This window comes from Bradyrhizobium sp. UFLA05-112 (genome assembly GCF_053572325.1).
Window position 1 is genome coordinate 16,040 of the sequence record NZ_JBANBK010000088.1, and the last position, 18,508, is coordinate 34,547.

At 64.4% G+C, this 18,508-nt stretch carries 21 protein-coding genes; 8 read left to right on the forward strand and 13 right to left on the reverse strand.

Annotation, left to right across the window (positions count from 1 at the left end; all coding sequences use genetic code 11):
• The first annotated feature begins 11 nt into the window (after positions 1–11).
• Positions 12–386, forward strand: a complete 375-nt coding sequence (locus SO180_RS34715) for a hypothetical protein (RefSeq protein WP_449383322.1) — start codon at positions 12–14, stop codon at positions 384–386.
• Positions 387–398: 12 nt separating this feature from the next.
• On the opposite strand, the gene SO180_RS34720 is transcribed toward SO180_RS34715, so the two are convergent.
• Positions 399–824 carry an SgcJ/EcaC family oxidoreductase gene (locus SO180_RS34720; RefSeq protein WP_449383323.1) on the reverse strand — a complete coding sequence of 142 codons (426 nt, stop codon included), beginning with the start codon at positions 822–824 and terminating at the stop codon, positions 399–401.
• Positions 825–1,071: 247 nt separating this feature from the next.
• On the opposite strand from SO180_RS34720, the gene SO180_RS34725 reads away from it, so the two are divergent.
• Complete coding sequence (locus SO180_RS34725) at positions 1,072–1,374, forward strand: glycine zipper domain-containing protein (protein ID WP_449383324.1); 303 nt, start codon at positions 1,072–1,074, stop codon at positions 1,372–1,374.
• Between the two features lie 64 nt (positions 1,375–1,438).
• Here the strand turns inward: SO180_RS34725 and SO180_RS34730 are convergent, their stop codons facing one another.
• Positions 1,439–1,609, reverse strand: coding sequence for a hypothetical protein (locus tag SO180_RS34730; protein ID WP_449383325.1), 171 nt, complete (start codon positions 1,607–1,609; stop codon positions 1,439–1,441).
• Between the two features lie 214 nt (positions 1,610–1,823).
• Here SO180_RS34730 and SO180_RS34735 point away from each other — a divergent pair, with 214 nt between their 5' ends.
• Entirely contained in the window at positions 1,824–2,684 is an 861-nt protein-coding gene (locus SO180_RS34735; RefSeq protein ID WP_449383326.1) for a DUF1444 domain-containing protein, read from the forward strand.
• Positions 2,685–2,752: 68 nt separating this feature from the next.
• On the opposite strand, the gene SO180_RS34740 is transcribed toward SO180_RS34735, so the two are convergent.
• The 4 genes from SO180_RS34740 to SO180_RS34755 are packed head-to-tail and all read right to left on the reverse strand — an operon-like array spanning position 2,753 to position 6,703.
• Entirely contained in the window at positions 2,753–3,568 is an 816-nt protein-coding gene (locus SO180_RS34740) for an ABC transporter permease (RefSeq protein WP_449383327.1), read from the reverse strand.
• Complete coding sequence (locus SO180_RS34745; RefSeq protein WP_449383343.1) at positions 3,565–4,395, reverse strand: ABC transporter permease; 831 nt, start codon at positions 4,393–4,395, stop codon at positions 3,565–3,567. The genes SO180_RS34740 and SO180_RS34745 overlap by 4 nt, the downstream gene beginning before the upstream one ends.
• Positions 4,396–4,444: 49 nt before the next feature.
• Positions 4,445–5,575 (reverse strand): ABC transporter substrate-binding protein, encoded by a 1,131-nt coding sequence (locus tag SO180_RS34750; protein WP_449383328.1) that lies wholly within the window; start codon positions 5,573–5,575, stop codon positions 4,445–4,447.
• Positions 5,576–5,590: 15 nt separating this feature from the next.
• A complete protein-coding gene (locus SO180_RS34755; protein WP_449383329.1) occupies positions 5,591–6,703 on the reverse strand; it encodes an ABC transporter ATP-binding protein in 1,113 nt (370 codons plus the stop codon).
• Between the two features lie 92 nt (positions 6,704–6,795).
• On the opposite strand from SO180_RS34755, the gene SO180_RS34760 reads away from it, so the two are divergent.
• A complete protein-coding gene (locus SO180_RS34760) occupies positions 6,796–6,972 on the forward strand; it encodes a hypothetical protein (protein ID WP_449383330.1) in 177 nt (58 codons plus the stop codon).
• 17 nt (positions 6,973–6,989) lie between these two features.
• Entirely contained in the window at positions 6,990–7,751 is a 762-nt protein-coding gene (locus SO180_RS34765; protein ID WP_449383331.1) for an inositol monophosphatase family protein, read from the forward strand.
• A gap of 9 nt (positions 7,752–7,760) precedes the next feature.
• Here the strand turns inward: SO180_RS34765 and SO180_RS34770 are convergent, their stop codons facing one another.
• The 5 genes from SO180_RS34770 to SO180_RS34790 form a co-directional block, all read right to left on the reverse strand.
• Positions 7,761–8,552, reverse strand: coding sequence for a bestrophin-like domain (locus SO180_RS34770; protein ID WP_449383332.1), 792 nt, complete (start codon positions 8,550–8,552; stop codon positions 7,761–7,763).
• Positions 8,553–8,677: 125 nt separating this feature from the next.
• A complete protein-coding gene (locus SO180_RS34775; protein ID WP_449383333.1) occupies positions 8,678–10,036 on the reverse strand; it encodes a tetratricopeptide repeat protein in 1,359 nt (452 codons plus the stop codon).
• A 76-nt stretch (positions 10,037–10,112) separates the two neighbouring features.
• Positions 10,113–10,832 carry a RadC family protein gene (gene radC, locus SO180_RS34780; protein ID WP_449383334.1) on the reverse strand — a complete coding sequence of 240 codons (720 nt, stop codon included), beginning with the start codon at positions 10,830–10,832 and terminating at the stop codon, positions 10,113–10,115.
• Between the two features lie 56 nt (positions 10,833–10,888).
• Positions 10,889–11,743, reverse strand: coding sequence for an intradiol ring-cleavage dioxygenase (locus SO180_RS34785; RefSeq protein ID WP_449383335.1), 855 nt, complete (start codon positions 11,741–11,743; stop codon positions 10,889–10,891).
• Positions 11,744–11,822: 79 nt separating this feature from the next.
• On the reverse strand, positions 11,823–12,767 hold the full coding sequence (locus SO180_RS34790; RefSeq protein WP_449383336.1) for a DMT family transporter: 945 nt from the start codon (positions 12,765–12,767) through the stop codon (positions 11,823–11,825).
• Between the two features lie 133 nt (positions 12,768–12,900).
• On the opposite strand from SO180_RS34790, the gene SO180_RS34795 reads away from it, so the two are divergent.
• Positions 12,901–13,497 carry a bifunctional transcriptional activator/DNA repair enzyme AdaA gene (locus tag SO180_RS34795; protein WP_449383337.1) on the forward strand — a complete coding sequence of 199 codons (597 nt, stop codon included), beginning with the start codon at positions 12,901–12,903 and terminating at the stop codon, positions 13,495–13,497.
• A gap of 44 nt (positions 13,498–13,541) precedes the next feature.
• Here SO180_RS34795 and map read toward each other — a convergent pair whose 3' ends face one another.
• Positions 13,542–14,360, reverse strand: a complete 819-nt coding sequence (map, locus tag SO180_RS34800) for a type I methionyl aminopeptidase (RefSeq protein ID WP_449383338.1) — start codon at positions 14,358–14,360, stop codon at positions 13,542–13,544.
• A gap of 104 nt (positions 14,361–14,464) precedes the next feature.
• Positions 14,465–15,775, reverse strand: a complete 1,311-nt coding sequence (locus tag SO180_RS34805; protein WP_449383339.1) for a mechanosensitive ion channel family protein — start codon at positions 15,773–15,775, stop codon at positions 14,465–14,467.
• Between the two features lie 256 nt (positions 15,776–16,031).
• Here SO180_RS34805 and SO180_RS34810 point away from each other — a divergent pair, with 256 nt between their 5' ends.
• Positions 16,032–17,825 (forward strand): potassium/proton antiporter, encoded by a 1,794-nt coding sequence (locus SO180_RS34810; protein ID WP_449383340.1) that lies wholly within the window; start codon positions 16,032–16,034, stop codon positions 17,823–17,825.
• A 305-nt stretch (positions 17,826–18,130) separates the two neighbouring features.
• Positions 18,131–18,391 (forward strand): PepSY domain-containing protein, encoded by a 261-nt coding sequence (locus tag SO180_RS34815; protein WP_449383341.1) that lies wholly within the window; start codon positions 18,131–18,133, stop codon positions 18,389–18,391.
• The last annotated feature ends 117 nt before the right edge of the window (positions 18,392–18,508 follow it).

Consider the following 18,508-nt stretch of genomic DNA (forward strand, 5'->3'; position numbering starts at 1 on the left):
GAGCCCCCGCGATGGCCAAACGCGTGCTCGCGATCGGCATCGAGCCCGGCAGCGCGGATTACAGCGCGTTCCCGCAGCTCACGCCCGAGCTCGTGCGCAACTATGTCGACGCACAGCTGCTGCGGCTCACTGACCTCGGCTATGAGGTCACGAGCTGCCTGATCGATCTCGACGAGACGGCGGAGGCGGTGGTCACGTCGGCCCTGCGCGAAGCGAGCTTCGACTGCGTGGTGATCGGCGCCGGACTGCGCGAGCCGAAGGAGCGCCTGCTATTATTCGAAAAGGTGCTCAACCTCGTGCACCATCTCGCGCCGAACGCTGCGATCTGCTTCAACACCAACCCGAGCGACACGGCCGAGGCCGTGCAGCGCTGGATCGCGCCGTGACGGCGGGCGGCCTTACTTCGGCACGGGCGAACCGTGATGCTGGGCCACCAGCCATTTGCCGTCGACCTTGACGAAAGCGAGCGTCAGACGGAAGGGCAGCACGGTGCCGTTGGGAAGCGTGAAGTCGGCAAAGCCTGAGCTGAGCACGACGTCGGGGCCGGCCGCGATCGCCTGCTGATCGCCCATCTTGACCTTGATGCCTGCGGGTAGCTTGCTGAAATAGGTGCGCACGCCATCGGTGCCGGTAAAGAGCTGCGCGGTCGAGCCGAACAGCATCGCGTCCTTGGTGTAGAGCGCGACAAACTTGTCGACATCTCCGGCATTGTAGACCTGCTCCCAGCTCGCGCGCGCCGCCACCGCGTCCTCGTTCGGTCCGGCCTCTGCCGCGGAGATCGTCAGCAGCACCAGGCCGATCAGCACCAGAAATCGACGCGCCATGTCGCTATTCCTCATGAATGAAACATCTGGAAATTCCCGGCCACCCGTTCGAGCCGCACTAGCCTACGTTCTGTAGCACGCGCGATCCCTTGCTGGTATGGAATCTGAGACCATGGCGACATCGCGTGGCGCCTCACGCCGGAAGGGGCGTGATAGTTCTGGCCCGAATCCCCAGCCGACGATATGACTCGCCGCGTCACACTGGAGGATTGCGATGCTTCGAGGACTTAGGATGGCAGGACTTAGGATGGCAGGACTTGGAATGGCGGCCTGCCTGGCGGTTGCGATGCTGGTGCCGGTGCATGAGGCTGCGGCGCAGGACGCCATTGGCGGCGCGATCGTCGGCGGCGTCGGCGGTGCCATTCTCGGCGGCGCGATCGGCGGCAGCCGCGGCGCGGCAGTCGGTGCGATCGTCGGCGCCGGCACGGGTGCGGCCATCGCCTCCGAAGGCGAGCACCGCCGTTCGGGCTATTACGCCTATCAGCGCGGCTGCTACATGCAGCGCCCCGACGGCGCCTATGTCCGGGTCGATCCGCGTTATTGCTACTAGTTTTGCTCTGACTTGATACCGGCGTCACGTGGGTGGCGCCGGTGCGAGCAGTGATCGCGCCGAACTAGTCGCGACGCGCTTCGACTCGCGTTTCCTGGTACGACAGTATGTCGACCTGAGCAGGCATCATCATTGGGCTTATTTTCTCGATCTGGTCGAGAAGCCAGTCGACCAGATGACCGGGGCTCAGCAACGACAGGCCCGTGCTCCAGATGTGCTCTATTGTCTGATTCATCATCGATTCCTCTCCGTTTCGATGATGAACGATTGTGACACACATTCCCGCAGCACAAAGCGGAGAGTTAATAGATGGTAAATGGGCGGCGAATGATCTGCATGAGCCCGTATCCCCGCAGGCTCGCTTGCCCAGCTCGGTCTGGCGCGGCATGTGTCTCATGATTGGGGAGGCGACTCAATCGCGCGAGCCTCGCCCCGAGGCTCTTTCGAGCATGCGCATCAAACTTCGAATGTGCCGCTGGTTGACCTGCGCAATCGCGAGCCTCCACGTTCTTGTCGTCGCGCCAGTATTGGCGCAACAGATACCAACTGACGAGCGCACCTTCACAGCGTTTGTGGCCGAGCGGGTGCGGACCGCCGTTCGCGACGTCGCCGTCGTCATCAAGGGGCCGCTGACGCTTTCGATTGGGCCCCTACAGGCCAATCTCGATCGGGTCTATGCGTTCTGCAAGGCGAACGCGGCTGGCTGCGCCAAGGAGATTGAGACCTATGTGGGCGGTGTCGCGGCAGCAACGCGCAATCAAAGTGATCCGCCGACCAAGGAAGCTCTGCGCGTCGTAGTCCGGTCGACCGAGTATATGCGGCAAGCCTTGGGGCCTGCGCCGGGTGCGATGGTGACGCCAAGGCCTCTCGTTGAGGGGCTGGTGATCGTGCCGGTGCTCGATTCGCCACGCACGCTCCGGATGCTCAACGACAAGGACCGGGCGACGCTTGGTCTTACCACCAATCAGGCATTCGACATTGGAATTGCCAATCTCCGCAACGCTACCAGGCCTCTTATGGAAGTCGCGAAGGCGGCACCGCCAGGGCAGATCGGCACGATCGGCGGCGACTATTATCAAACCAGCCGGCTTGCGCTGCCGGATAGCTGGGCCCCGCTGGCGCAGGCTCAGCGTGGCGTATTGATCGTTGCGGCGCCGTCGGCTGACGTCCTGCTGTACGTCGGCGAGGACTCCGGTGCCGCGATCGATGCTTTGCGAACGCTTGCCAAAGGCGTCATGGCCCGCTCGCCAAAGCCGCTCTCCGGCGCACTGCTCCGCTGGACACCGAAGGGATGGCAACTGATTCGATGAGATCGCCTGTCACGGCGCGACCGGATCATCAGCCGATGCGCACGAGGTGATCCCGACTCGCGAGGGCGCTAAGCCCCCACCTTCGCCAGAACGTCCGCGCGCAGGAAGCGCTCGATGAACAGCATGAACAGCACGGATGGCACCAGGAGGATCAGTGCCGTGATCGAGGCGACCTGGTAGTTTCCGCCCATCGCCGCATTGTAGAGCAAGAGCGGCAGCGTCGTGACTTGGGGAACGCCGACGAAGAACGTGCCGGTGAACTCGTCCAGTGATTCCAGGAAGACGAAGATGCCGCTCGCGATGACACCCGGCGCTGCCAGGGGGAGCGTCACCGTGAAGAAGGTGCGCAGCGGCGAGGCGCCGATGTTGCGGGCCGCGAGTTCGAGATCCCTGTCGACTGCCGCGAAAGCCGCGGCCGCGATCCACACGGAATAGACCAGGCCGTGCGCGGCGTGAACCAGCACGACGCCGAGCACGGTGCCGTTGATGCCGAGGCCATAGAAGATCCGTGCCACGTTGATGTAAATCGCCACCGAGGGAAAGGCCTGGGGCAGCAGGAACACGATCATGAACAGTGAGCGGACCGGCAGCTTCAGGCGCGCCAGCGCGTAGCCGGCCGGCACGGAGAGCGCGAGTGCGACGACGACCGTCAGCACCGCAATCGAGACCGAGGTCCCGAGCGAGGCCATGGCGTCGCCGGTCGGGCGGAAGACCTGCTCCCAGTAGCGGGTGCCATAGGTGACCGGCAGCTTGTAGGGCGTGTACCACCGCTCGGCCACCGACCACAGCGCCAGATTGGTGAGCGGGCCGATCAGCGCAAAGGCGAAGGCCGCAAGAAGAGCGCCCGCCAGCGCAGCGCGCAGCAAGGATGCGACGCGGCTCATGGCGCGCCCTCCTTCGCCATGCCGTGCCGGAGATAGAGGATCGCAGCACCGGCGCTGATCAGGTAGGTGATGACGCCGAGCGCATTCGCCGTGGCATAGTCGCCATAGGAGTTGATGCGGAAGGCCATGTCGACGGTCAGCATGGTCGGTTGCGAACCGGCCACCATCATCGGCACGGAGAGCACCGAGAGCATCGTCACGAAGGACAGGACGAGGGCAACGAGCAGCGTCGGCATCACCTGCGGCAGCGCCAGCTCGATCAGAACCCTGAGCCGCGAGGCGCCGAGATTGCGCCCGGCCTCGAGGGTCGCGCGGTCGAGCGAGGCCAGCGCGCCGGCCAGCAGCAGGGCGACGAATGGGGTCTGCTTCCACACGAAGGTGATGATGATGCCGCGCCAGTCGAGATAGCTTACCGCCTGCAACGGCTCCAGCAGGCCGAGCGAGACGAAGGTGTTGTTCATCAGCCCGTTCTTGGCGAGGAAGGTGCGCATGCATTGCGCGGCCACGATGAAAGGGATGAACAGGGGCCAGCGGTAAAGGGCGCGCAACGTTCCGACGACCCATGGGTTCTCGCCGAGCGTCAGCGTGCCGGCGATGGCGACCGCCGCCAGCGCCGTCAACGCGCAGGAGGTCACCACGATGACGATCGTGAAGAGGATGTCGCCGGAATAGAGCTCGAAGGCCTTGCCGAAGGCCTGCAAGGAGAATCCGCCATCAGGATCGGTGAAGGCCGAGACGAGCGAGAAGCAGAGCGGATAGAGGAACAGCGCCGCGACGAGCGCGAGGCCCGGCGCGATCAGCAGCAAGGCGAGCTGGCGCTGGGACAGGCTCATGATATTTCGCGGCGTTCCGAACCCGTCCCGCAAAACGCGCCCCTCAGTTCGCGACCTTCTTCTCGTAGCCCTCGAGAATGTCGTTGAAATAGGGCGCGATCGGGAAGGGTTTTGCGTTCTTGGACAGGTCGGCCGGGGTGATGTCGGTGAAGAGCTTGTCCCATGCCGCCTTGTCGAGCTTGCCTTCGAGGTTCTTGGCGTCGATGCCCGGATACCAGTTGAACTTCTTGACGATGCCGTCCGCCTGGACCTGCGGGCTGGTGGCGAGCGCGATGAACTCCTCTGCGAGCTTCGGCTGCGCCGCCTTCTCCGGCACGGCGTAGTACATCGGCTGGCCGGGCATGCCGGGCGAGGCGAGCTTGAGCTTCATGTTGGGCGGCAGCTTGCCGTCTGCCTGCCAGGAATAGAACATGTCGACCCAGACCGGGCCCATCGCGATCTCGCCGCGGTTGAGCATGTCGAGCGTGCCGGCATTGCCGGGCGTGATGACGATGTTCTTGTTGAAGTCCTTCAGCTCGCTGAAGGCTGTGTCCCACTTTGCCTTCTCGGCCGGGTCATACGGCCCCTGAATCAGTTTGCCGGCGTCGCCGCCGAAGGCATAGATCCAGCCGGCGACGAATGCCACGCCGGACATGCCGCCCTTGATGCCATTGTAGCCGAACTGCTTCGGGTTCTTTTTCACCCACTCCTTCAACTCGGCGAAGTTGTCGGGCGGGGTCTTGAGCATGTCGGCATTGTAGGCGAGCGCCGTCTGCGACTGGAACATCGGGATGACGTAGCCCGAGACGTCGGCGCCGAGCGAGTTCTTGGCGGTCTCGCTGGAGACCAGCTTCGCGGTGTCGACCTTGTCGGTGTATTTCGCGAGCAGCCCTTGCTTCACCATCGTCCCGGCCGCCTTCTGGTGGATCACCACCACATCGAAATCGGTGGTCGCGGCGCCTTTCTGGGCGTCAAGCTTCTCAAAGATCTTCTGGGAGCCGGCATCGCCGGGACCGGTGCCGACGGAGATGACCTTCACGCCGGGGTGACTCTTCTCGAACATCGGGCCGAGATAGTCCTTGACGTAGTCGACCATATTCTGGTCGCCGGCCGAAGCGACGTTGAGGGTCTGTGCGGCGAGAGGCGATGCTGAGAGCAGCGCCGCGAGCGAGCAGGCTAAGTTGAGAATGCGCATGAGTCTGGCTCCTGGTCAGGCGGCGGTGGCGGCTTCGGCCGCCGGGAAGATGTGAATGCGTCGCAACGGAATGCGCAGGCCGACGGTCGCGCCTGGCTCATGGCGTGCTGCGTCGTCGACCGTGATCTGCCGGCCGACCGCCTCGACGCGATAGCGATAGAGACCGCCGGGATAGCTGCGCGCGGCGATACGCCCGGGCACGAGGAGATCGCCCTGCGGCATCGCGTCGGGCGCCTCCAGGCTTGCGACGTCGTCGCGGAAATAGGCCACGGCCTCGCCCGTGGGCAGCGCTGTGGCATCGTCGTGCGCGACCCGGACGACCGCGGAGCCGGCACTGACGGCCGTCCCGTCCTCGTTGCGCGCGACACGCACGGGCAGGACGTTCTCCGCGCCCATGAAGTTGGCGACAAAGGCGCTCGCCGGCCGATCGTAGACCTCCTCGGGTGTACCGACCTGGGCGATCCGGCCCACCTGCATGATGACGAGCCGATCCGCCATGGTCATGGCTTCCTCGCGATCATGCGTGACATGGATGGCCGTGACGCCGAGCCGCTGCTGGATCGCGCGGATCTCGTGGCGCATCGTCATCCGGATCTTGGCGTCGAGATTGGACAGCGGCTCGTCGAGCAGCAGGATGCTAGGGTCGACCGCCAGCGCCCGGCCGAGCGCGACGCGCTGCCGCTGCCCGCCCGACAGCGCCGTGACCTTGCGCTGCTCGTAGCCGGCAAGGCCCAGCATCGTGAGCAGCGAAGCCGCCTTAGCGGCGATCTCGGCTTTGGCGGCGCCCCGCAGCTTCAGCCCGTAGCCGATGTTCTGCAGCACGGTCATATGCGGCCACAGCGCGTAGGACTGGAAAACCATCGCCATGCCACGCTTCTCCGGTGGCAGCAGGGCGACGTCACGGTCGCCGACCACGATCGAGCCGGAGTGCACCGGCACGAAGCCGCACAATGAGCGCAGAAGGGTGGTCTTGCCGCATCCGGAAGAGCCCAGGAGGGCGGTGAAGGTGCCGGGGGCAAAATCGAGGCTGACACCGTGCAGGACTGGCGTGCCGCCATAGGCGACATGCAGGTCGCGCACCTGGATCGCCGCGCCGGCGCTCGTCACGCCATGCGTTTCCGCCTGCACGATTCGTTCCCTCCACGCCGATGTCATTTTGCCAGAATGGAATTGTCCTTCCATTCCGCGACCGGCTTGGAATAAACGTAGCGATCCGTAGCGTGCTGATGCAACAGATTTGTGAATCCGAGATTGGTGAAGCCGAAACGATGCCTGCCGACGAGCAATCGACCTGGCTCATGCCAGACAGCGACGACGAAGCCTTGCTCCCGTGGTTGATCCCTGATCTTGCGGAGCGCGTTGGCGCGTCGGTCCCCACCGAGGTTGTTGGGCGATGACGCCGGCAGAGCTCGCAATGCGGCGTCATGCCGTCCAGGGCCTTGTCGCCGAGGCCGGGCGCCTGGCGCTGGACTATTTCGGCAAGCAGGACAGCCTCGGCGTCACCATGAAGGGCGCTCAGGACTGGCTGACGGTTGCCGACGGTGCCGTCGAGGATTTCCTCAGGCAGCGGCTGGCCGTGCTCTTCCCGACCGACACGGTGATCGGCGAGGAGGGCGGCGGCGCAGCGAGCGATGCGGTCTGGATCATCGATCCGATCGACGGCACCATGAACTTCGCCCATGGCGACCGCAACTGGTGCATCTCGATCGGCTTCCTGCACGATCGCGTCCCGACCATCGGAATCGTGGCCGCACCGGCGCTGGACGAGCTCTATGTGGCCCAACGCGGACAGGGCGCAACGCTGAACGGGCGGCCGATCCACGTCTCGGCCACCAACGACCTCAAGCGCGCCTATGTCGAGCTCGGCTGGTCGCCCCGCGTCCCCTTCGAGCGCTATCTCGCCGTCCTCGAGCGCGGCTATGCCGCGGGCTGCGCGGTGAAGCGCTCCGGCTCGGGCGCGCTGGGGCTCTGCCATGTCGCCAATGCGCGCACCGACGCCTATCTCGAGCTGCACATCAATGCATGGGACGTCGCTGCCGGCATCGTCATCGCCGGCGAGGCGGGCGCAACAATCAATGATTTCTTCGCTGGCGACGGCATCAGCAAAGGAAACCCGATTCTCTGCTCCACTCCCGCACTCGCGCCCCAGCTGCGCGAAATCGTGGGAATGTCCTAGCAGCTCCTCTCAGGGCAGCTTGTCCGGCTTCTCCGGCATGATCTGGAGCAGCGGCTCGGGTCCGATCGAGATCTGGCCGGCAAATGGCCGGTCATGCGCGGCGATCAGGAGAACGGAAGCCGAAACGCCGGTCGCGAACAGGCCCATCGCGATGGCCGCCGCGAGGCGATTGTCGCAATGGACGAGGCCGATGACCACAAGCGCGCACGCCGCCTGCAAATACAGGCACCACCACTTGACCGCATTCACCGCGGCGAGACTGATGATGATGCGCTGCCGGCGCGCATCGAGCGCCTGCTCCAGCGCGTTGATGAGCTCGCGCTGCACGGTCGCCTGACCCGAGCCCTGCGGCGTCATCGCGACCACGAGCTGCAACGCCTCGGCCAGCGCCGGCGGCGTCGCTTTCAGGGAAACCTCCCGCTGCGCCATCATCGGCCACTCCACCGTGGCGGCTTGCCCGACATAGTCGCGCACCAGGGCGCGCAGGCGCGCCGCCTGCTCCGTCGGCAGGCCGGCGGCGAGCAGCTCGACGCTCCTCAGGGCGCTGGCCTCCCGGCTCACCGCGGCGCTGGCGCGATCGCTGTCGCCCCACACCTGCGCCGCCGTGAAGGCGACGAACAGGCCGAAGATGATGCCGAGCACCGGCAGCATGCCCGGCGAGATCGTCTTGAGCGACTTGGTCCGCGCATCCGTCGCGAACACCATGACCGCCGCGAACACGGTCGCAGCCAGAAAATAGGTGAAGCCGAAAATCACCAGCGCCATCCACGGCACCGGCAGGTTGTGCAGCCAGTCGCTCATTTCATCTCATTGCTTGCTTGGAAACTCTTCAGATCAACCGAATCGAACAATGCGATTCGGGTAGTCAATGCACGTGTCGTGTATGGCCTGTCCACCGGGATTGCGACTGCGGATCGATGTTTCCGTCAGTTGCGGAGTAGAGCAAACCGACGTCTGTCGATCTGCTCGCGCGCAAGCTGTCCCGCCGCTGCACAAAGATCGGGCGCGTAGAGTTGGCAAATTCCTCGCTTCTCGATTCCCTTATCAATCATATCCAAAAGTCGTGCCGGCGAAATGTCGGGCGGCGCGGCGATACGACCGGTGACGACGTGTTTTTCCATTTTCGCGTGATCGGCGTGATCGATATCGGGGTCGCGCCAGCAATTCGCGCACATGATCTTGAAGCTCTCGGAGTGCGAATAGACGACGGCATCCCCGTCCAACTCTTCGCTCAGGTCGGCCAATTGCCGTGCTGTCTGCTGCGTGCCCGCGAAATCGAAGAATTGATAGTTCCGACGCAGAAGTGTTGCCAGATGGGGAAAGACCGGGACCTGCTGCTCACCATAGGTGTGATGCGTAATCGGGGCGCCGTCCGTGAGGATGACATCGCCGTAGTCGACGCCGAGATTGCCGTACAGCACGCTGCGGATAATGCCATGGCACGGACTTAACCGTTCGATCCATACCGTTTCCTCTTTGCCTGGATCATCAGAGTCTGCCGTCCGCTCAGCAAGGGGACGTTCGGCGAGCCTCGCCTTGCAGGCCGGATATCTGCCTTCCGGCAAGCCGAAACGTCCAAGCTCTATTTTCTGACCCATGCGCTTCCACACGTCCAAGGCAGTTTCGGCGTTCTTGGCGGCGGTGGCACAGATTCCAAGGTTCCACTCGTAACTGTCGATAACTTTTTGCGTCAGGCTTGCGGCCGCCCGGTTCGCCGCCATGCCTTCCGCGAATCTGCCGCGTGTCTTGTAGAAAAGGCCCAGATTGTATTGGTGCGCGCTGTTTTGCGGATCGATTTCGGTCAGCCTCCGAAGGCTGCTCTCGGCGATCGCATCCTTCTGGCGCGCCATCATTCGGGCCGACGTGGCGAGCCCGCAAAGTATACGCTCCTGTTCAGGCTGCCCCTCATGGACCTCGGCCAGGCGGCTCAGCTTCTCGACCATGGTCCGAAATACTGGGTGTCCCGGCGGTGGCGCATTCAGATCATCAATGTCGCGGGCGGCTTCGAGGCATTGGCCAAGCGTTGAGAGGATATTCGTGTCGCCATCGTGGGCGTCTGCTATCTCCGAAAGAACGTCTGCCGCCTCCTCCCTTGTGAGGCTTCGCTCGTCGACAATCCACAACAACGCCATCGCGGCCTCAGGCTGGTGGCGCAGCGCCTTTCGCAATGGCTGGATATTCTGCCACGCCGCCTGCTTGCGGCCCGCCTGTCCTTCTTCGGCGGCGTCACGTGCGATCGCTTTGATCTCATCGGAAGAGAGAACCGCGCTGGGACCATTCGACATGATCGTCTCCGTGGAGGCGCTTTGGCGCAGGCAGGGATGGGCTTTGGGTGTGTGGACGGGTCTCAACGCAGCGGGGTTAAATCAATTTCATCCCCCTCAAGCTCGCGTGCCCGCCTTTGCCGACGATGATGTGGTCGTGCACGGATATGCCGAGCGGTTTTGCGATCTCGATGATGGCCTTGGTCATCTGGATGTCGGCCTGCGAGGGCGAGGGATCGCCGGAAGGGTGATTGTGCACGAGGATCAGCGCTGTCGCCGATAATTCGAGCGCGCGCTTGATCACCTCGCGCGGATAGACCGGGGTGTGGTCGACGGTGCCGGTCTGCTGCACCTCATCGGCAATGAGCTGGTTGCGCTTGTCGAGAAACAGCAAGCGAAACTGCTCCTTGTCGGCAAACGCCATGCTGGAGCGGCAATAGTCGATCACCTCGTTCCAGGACGACAGCGCGTTGCGGCTCTTGACCTCGCCCTTGGTCACGCGGCTTGCGGCCGCCGCGATCAGCTTGAGCTGATTGATCGCGGCTTCGCCGACGCCCTCGACCTCGCGCAGCCGCGCCACTGGCGCGTGGATGACCTCGGCGAACGAGCCGAAGGTCTTGATCAGCGTCTTCGCAAGCGGCTTGGTGTCGCGCCGCGGCAGCGCCGGAAACAGCGCCATCTCCAGCAGTTCATAGTCGCTCAGCCCGTCCGCCCCGGCGCTGTAGAAGCGCTCGCGCAGCCGCTCGCGATGGCCGTGATAATGCGGCGGCTCTGTCGGTTCGTGCTTCTCGGATGGGTCGCGGGATTTGGCGGGCATCGCGCGCCAGCATTGCCGCGTGCCATCGTTTTTGCAACCGCCAATTGCGGCGGAGTTCAGCGCACCGGCTTCAGCCCCGGCACCAGCGCAGCAAGCCGGTCCTTGATCCGACGGCCGAACATCGGCCCGCCCGCGGGCGGAGGCCCCGGCGGAGGTCCGCCGCGTGAACCGGGTGGCGGCGGTGGCGGGCCGGCGCGCCCGACCGTCGCGTCCACGCGGCGGTCGATGCCGAGCGTCAAGCTTGCCACGTAACGGTCGCGCTCCTCCTTCACCGCGCAGAAGGCGCGATGCTCGGGGTCGGAGCGCTCGATCACCATGTCGTTGGCGTTGATGATCGTGCGTTGCCGCGCGCGGTCCTTGTAGGCGGGAACGTTGGTGTAGATGAACTCGTTCAGCGCGTCCGGCAGGAAGGTTTGCCCCGTCAGCACGTTTTTGTCGTCGAGGAAAACCTTGAAATGGATATGCGTGGTGCGGCCGTCATACCAGCCGGGATAGATCGTGTTGAACGTGACCCACCCGGCGTAGTCGGTCGCTTGAGTGCCGCGCAAAAACGTCTTGCCGGTCGCGTCCACGTTATGGCTATCGCTCTGGCCCGGAAACGCCGAGTAGAGGCCCTTTGCGTCGCAATGCCAGATGTCGACGCGGGCGCCCTTGATGGCGGTGCAGGGACCGGCCTCGATCACACGCAGCCGCAGCGTGAGGGGAATGCCTTGCTTGCCCTCGGTGATATCCATGCGCAGGAGCTTTGGATCGGCGTAGAACGGCCCTTCCTCCGCCTGCGGCGTCAGGATGCAGGCCGGCTCGCTGGAAGTCGCTGCGGGCTCGGACGCCGCCTGCGCGCGGGTTGGCAACACGCCTACGGCAGTGGCCGATACAAATCCGAGAAAGCCACGGCGCGTCGACGTGCTCACTTGATCTCTCCTGTTCCTCTGACGACAGATCGTCATCGGCGAACGGAATGGCAAGATCAGGCTTTGAAAATGGCGACAATCAGCCCGGAGGTTTCCGGCTGTTTCGCGCCGGCAGGGGCACCGTGACGGCAACGACGCCGGCGAGAATGAGCGCCATTCCTGCAACAATCGACCAGGAGAAGCGCTCGTCGAGCCATGCAGAGCCAAGCGCCACCGCGAAGCCCGCGCGCAGATAGCTTCCGCTGGTCGTGCCGAGCGGGCCGATCGTGTGGATCAGGCGGAAATAGATCACCATCGCGAAGGCCGTGCAGACAACGGCGAGCACGATGACTGCCGCGATCGCCCGTGCCGGAGGCAGCGCCAGCATCCAGGGACGTTCGAGGGCGGCGGCGATGGGGAGCATCAGGATCGCGGCGCAGCTCATGGCGCCGGCCGCGGTGACGATGGCGGGGAGGCCGGAGAACCGCTGGCCCCATATCGGCGCAAGCGCGTAGCAGAGGCTCGCGCCGAGCACGGCCATCTGGGCCAGCGGCGCCGCCGTGCCGATTCCGGACAGCGCGTCGATGCCGATCGTCAGGGCGACGCCGGCGAAGCCGAGACCGACGCCGATGATCTTCTGGCCGCTGATCGCCTGTCGTCCGCGCCCGGTCAACAGCGCGATCATCAGCACGAACATCGGCGGCGTGGCATTGAGTACGCCGGCGAGGCCGCTCGCGATATGCATCTCGCCCCAACTGATGAGGGTGAACGGAGCTGCGCTTTGCACCAGCCCCTGCACGAAGAAAGCCGCCCACACCGATCCCTGGCGCGGAAGGGCGTGTCTCTGCGCGCGAGCGATCAGGATCAGCAGGATGGCCGCAATCGTCACGCGCGCGGCAACCATCGTAAATGGCGGAATCGTGGGGATCGCGACCTTGATCAGCGTGAACGAGCTGCCCCAGATCAGTGAGAGAATCAGCAAAAGCCCGATCTCGAACGCGAGAGAGGTTTGCCCTGACATTGTCTGTTGCGCCTGCGTGCTCATGCGATTTGCTCCGGGATCTGTCGGCACCATGATCCCAAAAGCGGCGGCGCAGGCTGGCTGGATTCGGACCTCATCGCCCGATCCAGTCCGATTTCGGCTACTCGGCGGGCTGTGCTGAAACTATTATCCCGCCATGGCGAAGACGTTGGCGCACCGGCAAACGCTGCCACCGCATCTCGACTGGGAGAGCTGCGACCGGGCACGGCTGGCGCGTGCCCACGCGTTCGACGGGCTGTTCTTCTCGGGCGTTCGTTCGACGCGCATCTACTGCCGGCCGGTCTGCCCGGTTCGCCCGGCGCGCTCCGAGAACGTCACCTTCTATGCGACTGCTGCCGCCGCCGAGCGGGCCGGCTTTCGCCCGTGCCTGCGCTGCCGGCCTGAAACGGCGCCGGGCTCGCCGGCATGGATGGGAACCGCCACCACCGTGGCGCGCGGGATGCGCCTGATCAATGACGGCTTTCTGGATAAGGCGTCGATGACGGAGCTTGCGGAAGCCCTCGGCGTCGGGCCGCGCCATCTCCTGCGCCTGTTCATGCGCCACGCCGGCGCGAGCCCGAGCGAGATCGCGGCGACGCGCCGCGTGCAGGAAGCCAAGCGCCTGATCGACCAGACCGACATGAATTTGGCGGAGATCGCGTTCGCGGCCGGCTTCGGCAGCGTGCGGCGGTTCAATGATGCTTTTGCCGCGACCTACAAACGGCCACCGTCGTCATTCCGACGTTTGCGATAGGTGGATAGGTGGATAGTTGGAGCGAGCGAAGCGGTCGCCACACGTCAGCCGATCTGCTTCTCGCCGTGCCGCTGCGACAGCGTGAAAATCTCAACGCCGGTCGCCGTCACGCCGACGGAGTGCTCGAACTGCGCCGACAGCGAGCGGTCGCGGGTCACCGCTGTCCAGCCGTCGGAGAGAATCTTCACATGCGGCTTGCCGAGATTGATCATCGGCTCGATGGTGAAGAACATGCCGGGCTTGAGCTGCACGCCTTCGCCGGGCCGGCCGATATGGATGATGTTGGGCTCGTCGTGGAACATGCGCCCGAGACCATGGCCGCAGAAATCGCGCACCACGCTCATGCCCTGCGGCTCGACGAAGCTCTGAATGGCGTAGCCGATGTCGCCGGTGGTGGCGCCGGGCCTTACGGCGGCGATGCCGCGCATCATCGCCTCATAGGTTACTTCGATCAGCCGCTCGGCTTTCCGTGCGATCGGGCCGATCGCATACATTCGGCTGGAGTCGCCATACCAGCCGTCGACGATGAAGGTGACGTCGATGTTGACGATGTCGCCTTCCTTCAGCGGCCGGTCGCCGGGCATGCCGTGGCAGACCACGTGGTTGAGTGAGGTGCAGGTCGAGTAGCGATAGCCGCGATACATCAGCGTCGCCGGATAGGCGCCATGGCTGAAGGCGAACTCGCGGACGAACTCGTCGATGCGCGAGGTCGGCACGCCCGGGCCGACGATGTCGGTCAGCTCATCAAGACACCTGGCCACCAGCGCGCCTGCCTTGCGCATGCCGACGAATGCGTTCGGGCCATGGAGCTTGATCTGTCCGGTCTTGCGCAAGGAAGTATCGGTGGCTTCGATGTAGCTCATGAAAGGTAATCTTTTCGGCGGAAGCGTTTGATTTCTGGTCCTAATTTAATGATCGCGGGCCTTCATGCAAGCCAAGCTTGGCGGGCTTGCGGCCAAAAGCTGCCTCAACTCGGGACTTCTACGGTGGTTTCGACCGGCAGCGCGCCGCCGCGGACCCGGATTTCCCGCACCGGGTAGGGAACCCGGATGCCCTCGCGCTTGAAGGCGTCCCACAGCGCCAGCATCACGTCGCTCTTGACGTTATCCATCCCGTCGGGATCCGCGATCCAGAAGGTTAGCGAGAACTTCATGCCGGCCTCGGCGAACTCTGTCAGAATGCAGTTCGGCGGCTTGCCTTTCTGCGCACGCGGATGGGCGGTGGCGGTTTCGGCGGCGAGCTTGCAGACCAGCCGCGGATCGGCGTCGTAATTGGTGCCGAAGGCGATCTTCACCAGCGTGTTCTTGTCGGTGTAGGTCCAGTTGACGACCTTCTGCGTCACGAGATCCTCGTTCGGCACCAGGAACTCGCGGCCATCGCCGGCGGCGACGGAAATGTAGCGCGTCTTCATTGCGCTGATGCGCCCGGTATTGTCGCCGATGGTGACGAGGTCGCCTGGCTTCACCGACTTGTCCGCGAGCAGGATGATACCGGAGATGAAGTTCGCGACGATCTTCTGGAGGCCGATACCGATACCGACGCCGACCGCGCCGGAGAACACCGCGAGCGCCGACAGGTTGATACCGACGGCGTCGAGCGCGATGATGATCGCCACTGTCAAGAGCCCGATGCGGATGATCTTGATCAGCAGCACCTGCACCGACGGCGTCAGGTCGGTCGTCGAGTTGATCCGGCTCTCGGCGAAATTGCTGGCGATGTTGGTGAGCCAGAGTGCGATGATCAGGAGCGCGCCGGCCTTGATCAGCAGCAGCGGCGTCAGCCGCAATCCGCCGAGCACGATCGCGAATGAGTCAAGCAGATCGACCGTTGCGTCCAACTGACCGATGATGGAAAGGGCAGCGACGAACCACGCCGCGACCGACACCAGCTTGACGATGAAGGCGTTGCGCAGCACCGAGGTTACAAGCCGTATCACGAGCCAGGCGAGGCCGAGCTTTGCGGCGACCATCAGGAGATAGCTGCGGCTCGGCCAGGTCGCGTGGTACATCACCACGCGCTCGACGATGACCAGGACGGTGAAGACCGCCGTGGAGGCGCTGCCGACCAGCACGCGGATGAAGTGGCGAAGCGGTAGCGGCCAGCGCATCGCCAGCGACGTCATGTCGATGCGGTTGCGGATGGCGGCCTCCGAGGCCCAGGCGATCCCGGCCGCTCCCAGCATCAGACCGAATTGCAGGTAGAACCAGGGCGAGGTGATCTCGGCGCCGACGCTGCGCGCCGTCGTCTGCAAGAACTCCATGAGGTCTTTGAGGTCCATGTCTCTTTGGGGGCTATGTCTCTTTGGGGTCTATGTCCATCGCGGGGGCGTTGGAGGCAGATCGGCAGGATTTGATTCGATGCAGCGGCAGAATCCCACAAAGGGCGCGGCCGGACCATCGATACAACGGCACGTGATGCGAGTTAAGGCCGCAAAATGCGGGCAGATTGCCGCGAGTGGCAGAAATGGGTTGGCGGGCAAGTGTGGCGACGATAAGGATGGTTTTACAATGATTTCCTCTCCCACGTGACGACGGATGGCGTCCCTCGACTCGGTCAGCATCGCGATCCTGCTCGGCGCCGTCCTGGTGATGGCGGGCATCCTGTCGAGCTTGCTCGCGTTGCGTTTCGGCGCGCCCCTGCTGCTGGTCTTCCTTGGAATCGGCATGCTGGCCGGTGATTCCGGCCCGGGGCAGCTCCAGTTCAACGACGTGCGGACGACCTATCTGGTCGGCTCGGTGGCGCTGGCCCTGATCCTGTTCGACGGCGGCCTGCGCACACGCTTCCAGAGCATCCGCACGGTGCTGGCTCCGTCCGTGGTGCTCGCGACCGTCGGCGTGCTGCTGACCGCGCTGATCACCGCGCCGTTTGCAAAATACGCGCTCGACCTCAACTGGGCCGAGTCGCTGCTGGTCGGCGCCGTCGTCGCCTCGACCGACGCTGCTGCGGTGTTCCTGCTGGTGCACACCCAGGGCCTGCGCCTGCGCCCGCGCGTCGGCGCGACGCTGGAGGCGGAATCCGGCACCAACGATCCCTTCGCGATCTTCCTCACCCTGATGCTGGTCGAATATATCTCGCTGGGGTCGAGCTCGCCGGGCCACGTCTTCATGGAGTTCATCCAGGAGGCCGTGCTGGGCGCGATCGTCGGCGTGATCGGCGGCCGGCTGGTGGTGATCGCGCTCAATCAGGTGGCGCTGCCGCAGGGGCTGCACGCGCCGTTCGTGACCACGGCGGCGCTCGTCATCTTCGGCGGCTCGCAGATCATGCATGCCTCGGGTTTCCTCGCGGTCTATCTCGCCGGCATCATTATCGGCAACCGCCCGACCCGCGCGCATAATTCGGTGGTGACGTTCCTGGATGCCGCGACCTGGCTCGCGCAGATCGTGATGTTCGTGCTGCTCGGCCTGCTCGTCTCGCCGCAGCGGCTCGGTTCCAGCGCGGTGCCGGCGATCGGTGTCGCCCTGGTCCTGATGCTGATCGCAAGGCCGCTCGCAGTGTTCCTGTGCCTTGCACCGTTCCGCTTCAACTGGCGGGAAAAGGTCTTCATCGCCTGGACCGGCTTGCGCGGTGCGGTCGCGATCTTCCTGGCCTCGATCCCGATGCTGGTCGGGCTGTCAAAAGCCTATCTCTATTTCGACGTTGCCTTCGTGGTCGTCATCATCTCGCTCCTCTTGCAAGGCTGGACGCTGGCGCCCGCCGCGAGGCGGCTGCATGTCGCGCTGCCGCGCAGCGAGCGCGGTCCTCGCCGCGTGGAATTGGACCTGCCCGGGCAGCTCGAGCAGCAGCTCGTCGGCTATGCCGTGCGGCCCAAGAGCCTGTATTTCCGCCGCGGTCTTATCCCGTCCTGGTCGAAGCCGACGCTGGTCATCCGCAACGAGAACATCTTGACGCCCACGGAAGCCGACCCGATCACGCCCGGTGACTACATCTATTTGCTGGCTCCGCCTGAAAAGGCCGAGTCGCTCGATCGTTTCTTCGTCGACATGCAGCCGAGCACCGCGCCCGACCCGCATCTGCTCGGAGACTTCATGGTCTCCGGTGAGCACACGCTGGCGGAGCTCGCCGAGATCTACGGCGTCAAGGTGAGCGAGGACGAGGGCAAGCTGACGCTCGCCGATTATTTCGACGTTCACCTGGACCGCGCGCCGAAGGAAGGCGCCGAGCTCGCGCTCGACGAGATCGTGCTCGTTGCCCGCTCGATCTCCGGCGGCCGCGTCAACGTGGTCGGCTTGCGGCTGCCCGAGGACGAGGAGAAGCCAGCGCCTGTCACGCGGATGAAGGCGCTGCGGCGCAAGCTCGCGGATTTGTGGATTTCGGTGGCGGGGGTTTAGTGCCTACCTGCGCGCGACGGCGTGTGACGTCGACGTTCCTCTCCGGTGTCGTCCTGGCGAAAGCCAGGACCCATAACCACCGTCGGCAGTTTTGCGAAGACTCGGAGTTGCCATCTCCCGCTGCGACTTCTCCCCGGGGTAATGGGTCCTGGCTTTCGCCAGGACGACGATGACGATGGAAAGCGTGACAGCGGAACCGCTATGCCGCGACCTGCCGAACATTCGCGCAACGCATCGTGATCGGAACCCGGAACGCTCGTCTGTGTCCATGGTTAGCCGCGTGGCAACGTAACAGGAGTGGTTCCATGCGAAAGTTCATCATCCCGATCGTCACGGTGCTTGCGCTCGGCGCGTCGGCGCCTGCGCTGGCGTTTGATTCCGGCGACCAGGTCTCGATGGAGACCGCGCTCGGCATCGCTACCGATATCGGCATCAGGACCGTCTCGCACACCCAGTTCCTCGGCGACGAATGGCAGATCGAAGGCCGTGACCGCGCCGGCCGCTGGATGGAAGTCTATGTCGACGCCAACACCGGCGACGTGCGGAATGTTGAGAGAGGGTGGTAGGCGTTACGCAATCTCGCTGTCATTCCCTGCGAAAGCGGGGAATCCAGATGCTATGGGGTAAGCGGCGACTGGGGTAAGCGGCGGTGAGGGTGTGGACACCCCTCGAACGCCGTGATC

Excerpts from the sequence above, each read along its gene's own strand:
- SO180_RS34715 (WP_449383322.1), top strand. The coding sequence starts at position 12 with ATGGCCAAACGCGTGCTCGCGATCGGCATCGAGCCCGGCAGCGCGGAT.
- SO180_RS34720 (WP_449383323.1), bottom strand. The coding sequence starts at position 824 with ATGGCGCGTCGATTTCTGGTGCTGATCGGCCTGGTGCTGCTGACGATC.
- SO180_RS34725 (WP_449383324.1), top strand. The coding sequence starts at position 1,072 with ATGGCAGGACTTGGAATGGCGGCCTGCCTGGCGGTTGCGATGCTGGTG.
- SO180_RS34730 (WP_449383325.1), bottom strand. The coding sequence starts at position 1,609 with ATGAATCAGACAATAGAGCACATCTGGAGCACGGGCCTGTCGTTGCTG.
- SO180_RS34735 (WP_449383326.1), top strand. The coding sequence starts at position 1,824 with ATGCGCATCAAACTTCGAATGTGCCGCTGGTTGACCTGCGCAATCGCG.
- SO180_RS34740 (WP_449383327.1), bottom strand. The coding sequence starts at position 3,568 with ATGAGCCGCGTCGCATCCTTGCTGCGCGCTGCGCTGGCGGGCGCTCTT.
- SO180_RS34750 (WP_449383328.1), bottom strand. The coding sequence starts at position 5,575 with ATGCGCATTCTCAACTTAGCCTGCTCGCTCGCGGCGCTGCTCTCAGCA.
- SO180_RS34765 (WP_449383331.1), top strand. The coding sequence starts at position 6,990 with ATGCGGCGTCATGCCGTCCAGGGCCTTGTCGCCGAGGCCGGGCGCCTG.
- SO180_RS34770 (WP_449383332.1), bottom strand. The coding sequence starts at position 8,552 with ATGAGCGACTGGCTGCACAACCTGCCGGTGCCGTGGATGGCGCTGGTG.
- SO180_RS34775 (WP_449383333.1), bottom strand. The coding sequence starts at position 10,036 with ATGTCGAATGGTCCCAGCGCGGTTCTCTCTTCCGATGAGATCAAAGCG.
- radC (WP_449383334.1), bottom strand. The coding sequence starts at position 10,832 with ATGCCCGCCAAATCCCGCGACCCATCCGAGAAGCACGAACCGACAGAG.
- SO180_RS34790 (WP_449383336.1), bottom strand. The coding sequence starts at position 12,767 with ATGAGCACGCAGGCGCAACAGACAATGTCAGGGCAAACCTCTCTCGCG.
- SO180_RS34795 (WP_449383337.1), top strand. The coding sequence starts at position 12,901 with ATGGCGAAGACGTTGGCGCACCGGCAAACGCTGCCACCGCATCTCGAC.
- map (WP_449383338.1), bottom strand. The coding sequence starts at position 14,360 with ATGAGCTACATCGAAGCCACCGATACTTCCTTGCGCAAGACCGGACAG.
- SO180_RS34805 (WP_449383339.1), bottom strand. The coding sequence starts at position 15,775 with ATGGACCTCAAAGACCTCATGGAGTTCTTGCAGACGACGGCGCGCAGC.
- SO180_RS34810 (WP_449383340.1), top strand. The coding sequence starts at position 16,032 with ATGGCGTCCCTCGACTCGGTCAGCATCGCGATCCTGCTCGGCGCCGTC.
- SO180_RS34815 (WP_449383341.1), top strand. The coding sequence starts at position 18,131 with ATGCGAAAGTTCATCATCCCGATCGTCACGGTGCTTGCGCTCGGCGCG.